Annotated in this window: 7 protein-coding genes; 5 read left to right on the top strand and 2 right to left on the bottom strand. The window is 54.3% G+C overall.

All coding sequences use genetic code 11. The annotated features are described in order from the left end of the window. From IK083_04820 to IK083_04805, 4 genes are all read left to right on the top strand, one after another. The coding region (locus IK083_04820) for a Fic family protein (GenBank protein MBR4748879.1) at window positions 1-606 on the top strand (606 nt) is incomplete at its 5' end. 884 nt (window positions 607-1,490) lie between these two features. Next, on the top strand, window positions 1,491-3,059 hold the full coding sequence (locus IK083_04815) for a hypothetical protein (GenBank protein MBR4748878.1): 1,569 nt from the start codon (window positions 1,491-1,493) through the stop codon (window positions 3,057-3,059). Between the two features lie 16 nt (window positions 3,060-3,075). Beyond that, a complete protein-coding gene (locus IK083_04810; protein ID MBR4748877.1) occupies window positions 3,076-4,071 on the top strand; it encodes a hypothetical protein in 996 nt (331 codons plus the stop codon). Between the two features lie 261 nt (window positions 4,072-4,332). Further along, window positions 4,333-5,292: a hypothetical protein gene (locus tag IK083_04805; GenBank protein ID MBR4748876.1), complete on the top strand. Its 960-nt coding sequence runs from the start codon at window positions 4,333-4,335 to the stop codon at window positions 5,290-5,292. A 164-nt stretch (window positions 5,293-5,456) separates the two neighbouring features. On the opposite strand, the gene IK083_04800 is transcribed toward IK083_04805, so the two are convergent. Further along, window positions 5,457-6,527 carry a hypothetical protein gene (locus IK083_04800; protein MBR4748875.1) on the bottom strand — a complete coding sequence of 357 codons (1,071 nt, stop codon included), beginning with the start codon at window positions 6,525-6,527 and terminating at the stop codon, window positions 5,457-5,459. 744 nt (window positions 6,528-7,271) lie between these two features. On the opposite strand from IK083_04800, the gene IK083_04795 reads away from it, so the two are divergent. Further along, window positions 7,272-9,827: an alpha-galactosidase gene (locus IK083_04795; GenBank protein ID MBR4748874.1), complete on the top strand. Its 2,556-nt coding sequence runs from the start codon at window positions 7,272-7,274 to the stop codon at window positions 9,825-9,827. A gap of 46 nt (window positions 9,828-9,873) precedes the next feature. Here IK083_04795 and IK083_04790 read toward each other — a convergent pair whose 3' ends face one another. Beyond that, window positions 9,874-11,475: a DUF4038 domain-containing protein gene (locus tag IK083_04790; protein MBR4748873.1), complete on the bottom strand. Its 1,602-nt coding sequence runs from the start codon at window positions 11,473-11,475 to the stop codon at window positions 9,874-9,876. Between the last annotated feature and the right edge of the window lie 216 nt (window positions 11,476-11,691).

The raw sequence follows: 11,691 nt of genomic DNA, 5'->3' as shown, positions 1-11,691 counted from the left end.
TGTATGTCCGATCTTGAGAGATATATGAATGATGATGATGATACGGATTCGCTTGTTAAGGCGGCGCTGGTACACTATCAGTTTGAGACCATACACCCATTCCTCGACGGCAACGGCCGGGTGGGAAGACTGCTCATAACACTGTTTCTGATATACCAAAAGGCGCTGTCTTCTCCGGTCCTGTATCTGTCCTGCTTTCTGAAGCAGAACAGGATAGAGTATTATGACAGAATGAGCGAGGTGCGCCATAGCGGCAATTATGAGCAGTGGATCAAATTCTTTTTGCTGGGCGTTGCCGAAACCTCCCGGGAGGCTACGGAGACTATTGACAGACTGACAGAGCTGCGGCGGAAGAACCGGGCAAAGCTGTCCGGCCTTCCCGCCCGTTCGCTGCAGAATATTCTGGCTCTCTTTGACTATATTGAGCGGAATCCCATTATCAAGACCGTGAAGACTGCCGCAGATCTCGGACTGTCCGAAAACGGGACCGCCAAATATATCAAACTGCTTTGTGACAGGGATATTCTGATAAACACCGGCAAATCGGGCAAAGCTCTCTTATTCGCATACAGGGACTATCTGGATATCCTGAGAAAGGATACGTGAGCTGCCGGGACAGACTGTGTCCGGCTGCAAGGCTGCGCAACAGATGTGAAAAGCAGGCGGGGCGCCGAGAGGCGCCCCGTGTTTTTTATTTCAGGCTGCCAAGCAGAGGGAACAGGGCTTTGGCCATACACCAAAAGCCAAAGTCGTTGGGGCGGCAGTTGTCCACGGCGCCGTCATTGCCGGAGAATTGCGCGGACACAACAAAGAATCGTTTTGCGCCCGGCTGTGCCTGACGCGCTTTTGCGAGGGGCGAGTATTTTTTGAAATTTTTTTGCGAAATGCGTTTGGCTTGCTTTTTTTTTAGAATCGTGTTATCATATAATTGTGTAATGAAGGATGATGTCTTTCGTTGCAAATATCTAAGAAAGGAGGCCATATTCATGGCAACAGATTACTATCGTAAACATTCGCCGCCCGGAAGGGATGTCGGCAAAGCAAAAGACTGCAAGACTGCGGGTTGCAAGATAAGACTGATCGGTATCGCTCTTGTCCTGACGTGGCTTTGCGTGTCCGGCCTCTTTGCCTCCGGTATGTCTCCCGTAGATCCCCAATATAGCGGGACCACCGTATCCTCTCACATAAGCCATGGCGATCTGGTTTATCACCTGACCTCACCTGATCTTCCCTGCGATCACACCTCTGTCACAGTATTCGGCAACTCTTACAGGACTGCGTCTCCGGCGGGCGGTTATAACGTCGTCGCTCCTGTGGGCAGCACTCTTACCGCATTGTCTGTGGAGTTCCATGACAGAGACTTCTTTGTGTCCGATGATGATGAATATACTCCGTGGGGCGACAATAACAGCAAATACACCCTGAGCAGCTCATCTTATCCCTTTTCGGGAGAGTTGCTGTCGGAAGTATATGGCAGCGTCCTCAATAGCATGGGAATATCCCAAGACCTGTCCGGCGTTCCCGTAGGCAAGTATCCTGTGACCCTTACCGTCACGGATCACGGTGCTCCTCCCCGGACCGGGATCACTGACGCCTCATCGAGCTTTGCTTTTGACCTGTGGGTGATAGACCTGGCGGAGAAATCGGGGACTATCAGTATCCCCGACGAGGAAGTGTATGAGATAGATCTTACCGCCATCCCGGGAGACTTTCCTCACGAGAACGTGTGCTATATCAGCGTGAGCTGGTTCGGCGCTCTTCCGTCGCCCGGTCAGACTGTTTCCTCTCATCTATATACCGACCGGGCCTGCAACAACGCTATCACCGAGGACAGCGGCAGCTACTGCGCTAAAAAATGGCTTTACGGAGATCCGGACACGCCCACCAGGATCTATTACAAGCATCCGCAGGATGCGACTGTGAACGACACCATATATGTGAGCCTGGTGGTAAACAACAGTCCAATCATACAAAAGCAACTGATGTTCAAGAAGCCTTCGACTGCCATCGCCAAATATATAGACGGCATAGTGGACGGCTATGGGAGGATCAGAGATTATTGGGACGGCTCGCATATGCTGTTTTATCCCTATACCGAATGGGAAGACGATGATGAAGACGGTTACAATGAGGACAGGATAGGCATAGTTTCTGATGACAGCAACCGCCCCTTTGTGTTCAGCCTGAGCGGCAACAATACTTATTTCAGATTGAATGCCGCAGCCTTCAAGGCTCTTGGCAACGGGACTCTGTCCGGCAGCTACAGCTTTTCCTCTGCCAAATACGGCTTCAGCGGCAGCGGGATGGTCCCCGGTGTGGGCAACGAAGACTGTTATTGGCTGCCCATAAGCTCTGTGTATGGAAACCAGTTCACTAAGATAGACGCAGACACGGAGACAATAGACTGGACCATAGGCAATGACTACATCCGCACCAAGCATCCCGTGTATGTGATAGGCGGTCAGCTGACGGAGGAAAACGACTACCACACTCTCATAGATCTGGGTTGCAAAGCCGCCAGGGGGCTGGATAACACAAACACGGCAGCTAAATTTACTTCTATTTGGAACAAGTACGCTACCCTTGATATAAAAAGGATAGACGGAGAAGGACCGATATCTTATTGGGGAACGAACGCCGATATCACTTATCACGTAGGAGACGTTCTTTCTGCGCTCACGGGCCGCTGCGGGACCTGGTCTGACATGTTCATAAAAACCTGCCAGCTGCAGGGCATCAATACTGTTGGTGAAATAAGCTTTGAAACATTATGCGGTGATTGGATACTGCACCAGAAAGGAACGTCTTTTCAAGGTGGTTCTATACCAACAGCCCCTTTTAGAGATCATGTAATAAACACTTATAACGGTAATATTTATGATGTGACAAGCGGGGTAGCAATAAACAGCTTATTGCTGTACCTTATTAATTATATAGAAATACACGATTATTCCCAGCCTCAGTATGACAGTGAGTCGGGTTTGTTGTTAAGTCCGTATAAAGTAGAACCGTTGACATCGTCAAATATATATGACTATCTCGTTTTTTATTTGAATTAGTTGGAGGTTGATGATTATGAGATATTTCATTCTGTGTGTTGTAACTGTGTTGTTGCCCCTTTCCGTTATGGGGTTTGATGCCGAAAAGGAAAAAACTACTTTTCCCTTTGCTTCGTCTTATCTGGGTGAAGTTGCAGATATTGTCCCTGTGCCGGATTATTGCAGCGAATATCAGGACAGCAGGGATGTCCGCGATCCGGACAGAAGATATCAGACTGTAGTCTATGAGTATGATGACGCGATCATCATCAAAAAGGATTTTAACAGATCTTTTTGTGCAGATAAATGCTATCTTGTAAAAGGAAACGCTTTGACAGGAAATGCCGGCGGTCACCCTTGGGTGCCGCTTCATGAAGGCAGATTTGCCAGGGACAGGATATACAGCGCAGAGGAAACTGCCAATGGAGTAGTAGTGATTGCGTTCCTTACGGATTTTGAACAAAGCGATAGCAGGTATTACGAGCTTCTGACAGTAGACACTATACTCCCGGATAAATGCAACGGCAAGACATGTATACTCAGAGAAAAGGTTCCGAAGGATTTTTGGCGGTCGCTGAATCTGATGCCCAGAGATATTTCTGTGCCTGTTCCGGAAAAAGCGGCTCTCCTGACGGATAATATTATAAGGCTGGAGTACAAGAACGGCGCGATAGAGCATTGGCTTGTAAGACTGTCTGATGAGGATATACGCAAGAACGGTGAAATGTATAAAGGAGATAACCCGGGAATAAAACGGGCGTGGAAGCGCAGGGCCCTTATATGGCGCAACAGCATTGACAGCAATCCGAGAAAGCTTCTGGATAAAGACTTTATCACAGGCGAAGGAAGCAAAGGAGCAGAAAACAGCGCAAAGTCCTGGAATTACAACGACGACGCTTCCCGGGAGCCTGTGTATGAAGACCAAAAGGTCTCTGTTCCGGAGACGACCGCGTCCGCGAAGCATATGAACGTGCTTTCCGGCTTGCTGGCCAGGATCGGCGGCTTCTTCAGGGGGCTTTTCGGCAACGCCTGAAAACAGAGCCGGCCTGTTGTTCCTTTTGCTGTTTGGTGGCGATCTTGTGTCCCGGGACAGACAGTGTCCGGCTGCAAGGCTGCGCAACATGTATTATGATGTCACGTGCGGCTGGGGACCATATGATACTCTCGATGATTACCTCGAGAACGCTGTTTATTTCCGCATTTTCAGAGCGATAGACAGTTACACTGTACAGATAAACCATTATCTCGATGAATCTGACTTTGACGTTCATTATGATTTAGAAGGAGACTAACAATGAAAAGGCCTATTATTTTGATCGTTATACTGGTCGGGGTCTTGTTGCTGGCTTTTGCTGTTTTGAATGCCGAAGAAAGCGGGACTTCGTCCGGTATAGTTGACGCTGCGTCCGACATGGTTTATGATAAAGTATTCAACAGACAGCCGGGGACTATGCCTATTCTGCCAAGCTTTAAAATAACGTCTTACAAGGAGCTTTATCAGCATCCTGCCATACCTGCAGAAGTGCCGGAAAAGTATCATAAATATCTCGGAGACAACAATCTTTATACCAACGAGATACATATCAGCCCTTATGATGTCTGTGTTTACAAGACTCTCAGGTTCGGCAAAGGACAGCATATCCTTTACACCAGCGTGATAAATGACTCTTATTATCCGTTTGTCGGCAGTATGAAGAAAGCCCGCGAGGCTTCGGGAAAGGAATACGAGCCGGAAGAAGTGTGGGACATGCCGGCCGATACCAAAATGTATATATACGATCTGACCGAGCTGAGGAATAAGAAGTCTCCCCTGATGGGGTCCGAAAGCAGAATAAAATTTATGTCTCTGCGTGATAGTGACGACAGGGTGATATGGGAATACGCCTATGAAGATATATACAGAAAACAGGGCTTGAACCATATATACGACAACAAGCGCATTCTGGATGTCAAGAAGCTTGACAGCGGCATATATATGCTCCTTATGAAATACGATGAATGGGCAAATGTTTTGTACGTAGATACGACCATGGAGCCGAGAGTTACGGAAGCCTATACTGTTCACGATATGGTCACCGTTTCCATGAATTTGGATGTCTATAAATATCCCTCAGAAGGGGAGATCCTTAACGATAATACTGTTTGGGTTCGCTATGAGAATGGGAAATCAAAACGCTTCAAGGTCCGCTATAGCACCGAGCATGTTATTGCCAATCTGATAAAAAGCGGGGGAGAAAACGTCTTTGATCGGTGATAGTCCCAAGGATACCGAGCCGATAACTTGATCAATAACGCGCAGGCTCTCGCAAAGATCAGCCTTTTGCGCCAATAGGCCGGGCTTGCCCGGGACTTCTTATGAAGATGATCTGCCGCAAGACTGCGGCGTATGACGGGGGCGCCTTTTGGCGCCCCGTTTTTTTATTTCAGGCTCCCCAGCAGGGGCCGGAGCCCCCTGGCCATGCACCAGAATCCGAAGTCGTTGGGGTGGCAGTTGTCCACGGTGCCGTCATTGCCGGAGAAGACGTCATAGAAATCAGTTCCGGGAATGAAATACACGTTTTTGTCTCCCGCCTTAAGGGCGTTCTCATAGGTGGTTTTGACAATGGCCAGCCTTTCCTCTTCATGAGGCTCCAGATATTTCTTGGGTCTGGTGAGCATGACTATGGGGACCTCGGGCTTTGCTGCCCGCATATATTTAAAGATAGGCTCGTGAGTCGCCCGCAGATATTCCGGGTCCGGGGCGTTGTGGTCATAGTCCAGCACGAACACCTTCATGTCCATCTGCGCCAGATATTCCCTCATGGTCTCCTCGGCTCTGGCGCTGCCGGAGAAACCCATATTAATATGGTTCCAGTCCAGCTCCCGGGTCAGGATCGCCTGATAGGAGTTGCCGGGACGGGAGGCGTTCCCGCCCTGGGTGATGGAGGAGCCGTAATAGACTATGGGCTGTTCCGTGCCGTAGTCGGGGGCTTCCTCGATCAGGCTGTCCTCCCGGAGGCCTATATATACGCTGTTGACCCCGCCGTAAAGGGGCATGTTTACGGTCACCAGCCTCTTTGCGGAGCCGTTCCAAAAGCCCACCGCGCTCTCAAAGCCCTCTTCGCAGCCCAGCTCGGGCGGGATAAAGGTGCCTCTGTAGAGGTCGGCGCCGCCGTTTTCCGAGGCGTAAAGGTCAAAGCCCACGGTGGCGCTCTTGGGCATGGTGACGGTCCTGGGCTCTACGTATGACTGTTTGGTGACGATAGCCACGTAGGGAGAGTCGGTGACAAAGCGTATGCGCCCGCCGGCCGTGTGGTGGTTGAGTATGGACACACCTTCGTTCACCCTGTCGGCTATCTTTTGGGGCATGCGGTGATAATAGTCGTGCTCCCCGTCGGGAGGCAGTATGCCGTAGAGGCGGAAGGGCTTCTCTGTGGGGTCCAGCCAGGCCGCGTCGGCAAGGCCCAGGCCGTTGTGGACTGTAACTTTATTGAGATCGGATACTTTCATGGTATACTCCGTATGTTGGTATTCAAATCCATTATACCACGCCGGAGGGCCGAAGACCCGTCTTTGGCAAAACCGGGGAGGAAAAAGTGACAAAACGACGTTTGATTGACCGCCGGAGAACGCGGACTACCTCCGCCGTCATCCCGGCGACCGCGGCACAACCCCGCGTCATCCCGCCCAAAACGGCAACAGATCAAACGCCTTGCGTTTGGCCGTTTTGGGTCAGGGATCTACCGGGGCCCCCGCGAATAAAAGTATTCGCGGGGTGGTGCGGTGGGGCCCGTCTGCCGCGTTCCTTACTCCGGCTATGCCGGAGGCGCACTCTCTGGGGCCCCCGCAAAATCGCATAGATTTTGTGGGGTTAGAGATGGGAGGGGCCGTATCGCGGGGCTGAGAAGCACTCCCGGGGTTCCCCGCAAAATCGCAGATTTTGTGGGGTGGTTTGCGGGGGCACCGACGGCTGAAAGCCGTTGGGGGGGGCCGTATAAGGCGGAGAGAGTGTTCTCCCCTTTGTCTTTTTGCCTTTCGCCGTCGCTTCCGCGACGGCGAAAGGCATTATTGATCGGACTGTTTTTTCCCGTTCATATTAACGTCATATCGGCGGTGAGGGCCCTTTGCCCTCACCGGTAAGATATCTCCTGTCGCGGAGCCGCGAGCCCCGGCCGGCAAAAAAACCGGGGACCGCAGGTTTTTTGCGGCGCAGATATGCTATCATAGAGGTGATATCGTTTTTCAGAGGAGTATATGAAACTGTCTGTCATGCTGCTTATTCTATCGCTTATCATTCTGTCTTTGGCCGCTCCTTCGTTCGCCGAGAGCGTAAAAAAGAGCGAGCTAAAGGCTGCCGCCAAGTGGTCCCACGGAGCTTTTGCTCCGGTGGGCAAGATGCCTCCTTCGGTCATGCCCGCCGATACGGAAAAACAGGGGATACTGGTCCTGAAGAATTATGACTACACCACCCTCAATTCCCGGGGCGGCGAGCCTATGTATATAGGTGAGAAGCTGTATAAAAAGGGCATCTACGCCCACGCTCCCAGCGATCTGCAGGTCTTTTTGCCGGAAAAGATAGTCCGGGTCACCGCCGATATAGGCCTTTACGCCAAGTCCGGCGGAGGCAGCGTGATATTCGGCATAGAGGACAGCGCCGGTCCTTTGTTCGGGTCTCCCGTCATGACTCAGCAGAGCGGAGCCATGCCTGTGGACGTGGCCATGAGGGGAGAGAACAGCTTCCACCTCACCCTGGATCCCACCGAGGACGGTATTGCCTGCGATCAGTCCATATGGGGGGACGTCAGGGCTTACGGCGAGTCCGGCAAGGTGTATGAGCTGGGGGATCTGTCCTACATCGACAAAAACGAATACCTGCCCCGGCCCGTCTCCGGCTATCCCTTCAGCTTTTATTACAACGGGCTGTTTTCCGACAGCATACTGGGCAGCTGGATCTATTCGGAAACGAGAGAAAAGGAAAAGGACGGCAAGATCAGGACCGTCGAAGAATGGTCCGATCCCGACTCGGGGCTGGTGGTCCGCTGCGAACGGATCGACTATACCGATTTTCCCGTCACCGAGTGGACCCTGTATTTCAAAAACACGGGCACGGTCAACACCGGCCGTATAAATGCGGTAAAGGCTCTGGACCTGGAAATACCCAAAAAGGGCAAGGAACACTTCGTGCTGCACTACTCCGACGGTTCGCCCTGCACGGCTTTTGACTACAGGCCCCATACCAGCGTCATCACCTCCGGGGAAAGGCTCCGTCTCCGCACGGAGGGGGGCAGGGGCACCAACAGCACCATGCCCTATTTTGATCTGGAGACCGGGGGCAAGGGCGGCGTTATTGCCGTGCTGGGCTGGCCCGGACAGTGGATCTGCGACTTTGCGGAAAAGGACGGCGCGCTCCGGATCGCCGGTGGCATGGAGGACTGCGATTTTTACCTGAAGCCCGGCGAGGAACTGCGCTCGCCTCTGGGGCTGGTGATGCACTACTCCGGCGACTGGGAAAGGGCTCAGAATATATGGCGCCGGTTCATGATGGCCCACAATACCCCCAAGAGCGCCAAGCCGGCTCTGTCGGGATGCTCGTCCCACTGGTTCAGGGAAATGGCGGACGCCAACGCCGCCGACCAGATAGAGTTCATCAGGCGCTATCTGGAGGAGGGTATCCCCCTTGATTACTGGTGGATGGATGCGGGCTGGTATCCCTGCTACGACAAATCGCCGGCGGGGAGCAACTGGCCCAACACCGGCACCTGGGAGCCGGACCCCGCGCGTTTTCCCAAGGGCCTGAGAGAAGTGAGCGACTACGCCCACAGCCGGGGCATGAAGATAGTCACCTGGTTCGAGCCGGAAAGAGTGGGCGACCCCGACAGCTTTTTGGGCCGGCGCAAGGAATGGCTGCTGGGCGGCGCTCTGCTCAACCTCAGCGACCCTCAGGTGGTGGACTGGCTCATACAGCATATAGGCGACACCATCGAGGAGCAGGGCATCGACCTCTACCGCCAGGATTTCAACATAGACCCTCTGGCCTTCTGGAGACAAAATGACGAACGGGGCCGAAGCGGCGTCACCGAGATCAAATACATCACCGGCTATCTGGCCTTCTGGGACGCTCTCCTGGAGCGGTTCCCCGGCATGCTCATTGACAGCTGCGCTTCCGGCGGCCGACGCAACGATCTGGAGACCATGCGCCGCAGCGTGCCCCTGCACCGCAGCGACTATCTCCACGAGCCGGTGGGGACACAAAACCATACCTACGGCATCAACTATTGGATACCCTTTGACGGCCACTGCGCCTCGGTCACAGACCTCTATCAGCTGCGGAGCATCTGCGTCAACCTGTTCAACTGCCTGTGGGACGTGCGCAAGGGCGACAAGGAATACGACCCTCTCACCCTGCAGTATCTGGGAGGCAACGCCGAGCAGATCAAAAACAGCGTGGTGGACTATGACCTGCTGCGCAAGTTCACCTCCGAGCAGAAAAACATCGTGGCTCCCTGTCTGGACGGGGACTATTACGCCCTGACCCCTTACGGTCTGGGCAACGATATCTGGACCGCCTTTGAGTTTTACAAGCCCGAAGAAAAGCGGGGCATACTGCTGGCCTTCCGCCGGGACGACTGCCCCCGGAACTCCGTGACTGTGCGCCTCAGGGACCTGAAAAAAGACAAGACCTATCTGCTGACAGACGTGGATACGGGAGAAGAATGGGAGAAAAAGGGCTCTTCGCTCATGAAGGGCTTTGAGATCATAAGGCAAAAAGGACATTCGTCCTGCCTCATCACCATAGAGGAAAAGAAGTAAACAGGCGGAATGACCAAGGCCGGAGCCCGGGGCTCCGGCCTTGGTCTTATTTCTTTTTCAGGACCACTACCCAGTCCCGCATGACGGGCAGCACGTGCAGCCCGCCGCAGCAAAAGAGCCAGTCGCCCTTTTCGTCGGGAACGATGGGATCCAGGGGCTGCTCCGCGCCGTCGGAGGGATTCACCAGTATGCCTTCCCATTCCTGAGTGAGCCTGTGGAAGGTGGGGACGGGGCAGAACCGGGGCAGATAAAACACCCGGGTGTCCTCACAGGCAGCTCCGAAGCAGAGATCGGCTTCCACCGTCTGCCTGTGGGGCGTGGCCAGGCTGCTGTCCGGCCTGAGACGGTGCCAGGAGTATTTTTCCAGTATCCTTTTGCCGGTCCCCAGCTCCGACGAGCCCCTGTAGTTCATGGCGTCCTGCCAGAAGTCCGTGCCCCAGCTGGCGCCGTGGGGCGAGGGTCCGTAGGGCCATTCCGGCGCGTTCAGCTGCCAGATGCCGTTGGCTCCGTAGGTGTAGCCCGCCGCCCCGGACAGCATGTTGCTCCAAAACAGCTGCCTCTGGGCCTCCTGCCGGTTGCCTTCGCATATGCCTTCGTAGCACACTTCCGACTGCACCACCGGCATCCGGGGCTCTGCCTTCAGGGATTTGTCTATGAGCTCCAGGGAATAGTTGTATGAAAAGGAGCTCTCATGCCCCGACTGGAGCATCTCGATGTCGATGGAGGCGGGGTCCTCCACGCATTCTCTGCTCGCTGCGCTGGGGTGTATGGTGGTCAGTGTGCCGTAGGGGTCCGCGGCTCTCACGTATCGCGCCATCCGGCTCCAGAAGTCCTTCTGGCTCTGCCGGCGCTGTTCGAACTCCTCCGGATCGGTGTGATATCCGTACCAGGGCATGGTGGCTTCTCCCGCCAGGCACCAGATCACGTTGGCGGCTCCGTAGCGGGCTATGAGATACCGCCAATAGCGCGACAGCCTGTCAAAGCCGAGGATGTCGGCGTAGTAGCCCCAGCAGGCCACTATGCAGGGGACAAGGCCGGCAGCCAGCAGGGCGTCGATGCGCCTGTCCATATACAGAAAGTAGTCGGGATCTATGGTCTCGTTGCCCGGCGTCCAGGGGTTGCCCGCTTCGTTTTCCCCTCTGGGGTCAAACTCGTCCATGTCCGGATATATGCCGGCGACGATCTGCACCAGTGTGAAGCCCTTTTTGACTCTGTCCGACAGCAGAGTCAAAAAGTCGCCCGGGAACCCGAGCCGCCCCGTCAGGCCCATCCACCAGGTGTCCCCCAGCCAGAAAAAGGGCGTGCCGTCGGCAAACTCCAGCCGGCGCCGGTCGGCCGACGCCTTCAGGCGGCCGTGCCTTTTCAGAGGGTCAATGCCCGAGTAGGGGACTGCCTCGGCTTCAAAGCAAAGGCCGTGAAGCCCCTTGTCCGCAGGGTTGGAGCACACGGTCTTCAGGCTATAAGGGCCTGGCTCCTGAAAGGCTATGCGGGCCTTCCACAGATCGCCTCCCGCCCAGTAGCAGGGAAAGAGCCGCGTGCCCGCGGCAGACGAGGCCTCTATGTCCAGAGTGACGTCCCAAAAGGGATCGGAGTGAGGAGCTTCGGCCCGAAAGGTCAGCTCGAGTATTTCCTGGGTTTCGATAGTCATTGCGTTCTCCTTGGCGATGCCGTTTTCTATATTATAGCACACCTGCGCCATTTCTCCGCCGTCAGACAGGGGCTCGCGGTTCTGTCGGAGAGATCGAATGCATCGGCAGGCGCTGCGCGCCTGCCGATGCATGTGTTGTTTGGTCCCCGTCGGTCGATCCCGCGACCGACGGGGACGCCTTCCCGGGCGCTTTATTGCTCTCTCGACTGTGGCCGG

Source organism: Abditibacteriota bacterium (assembly GCA_017552965.1).
Taxonomy (GTDB): Bacteria; Armatimonadota; UBA5829; order UBA5829; family UBA5829; genus RGIG7931.
This window is presented reverse-complemented; position numbering and strand designations above follow the sequence as displayed.

Bases quoted from the DNA above. Each gene is read 5' to 3' on its own strand.
- IK083_04815 (MBR4748878.1), top strand. From the start codon at position 1,491: ATGGGAATATCCCAAGACCTGTCCGGCGTTCCCGTAGGCAAGTATCCT.
- IK083_04810 (MBR4748877.1), top strand. From the start codon at position 3,076: ATGAGATATTTCATTCTGTGTGTTGTAACTGTGTTGTTGCCCCTTTCC.
- IK083_04805 (MBR4748876.1), top strand. From the start codon at position 4,333: ATGAAAAGGCCTATTATTTTGATCGTTATACTGGTCGGGGTCTTGTTG.
- IK083_04800 (MBR4748875.1), bottom strand. From the start codon at position 6,527: ATGAAAGTATCCGATCTCAATAAAGTTACAGTCCACAACGGCCTGGGC.
- IK083_04795 (MBR4748874.1), top strand. From the start codon at position 7,272: ATGAAACTGTCTGTCATGCTGCTTATTCTATCGCTTATCATTCTGTCT.
- IK083_04790 (MBR4748873.1), bottom strand. From the start codon at position 11,475: ATGACTATCGAAACCCAGGAAATACTCGAGCTGACCTTTCGGGCCGAA.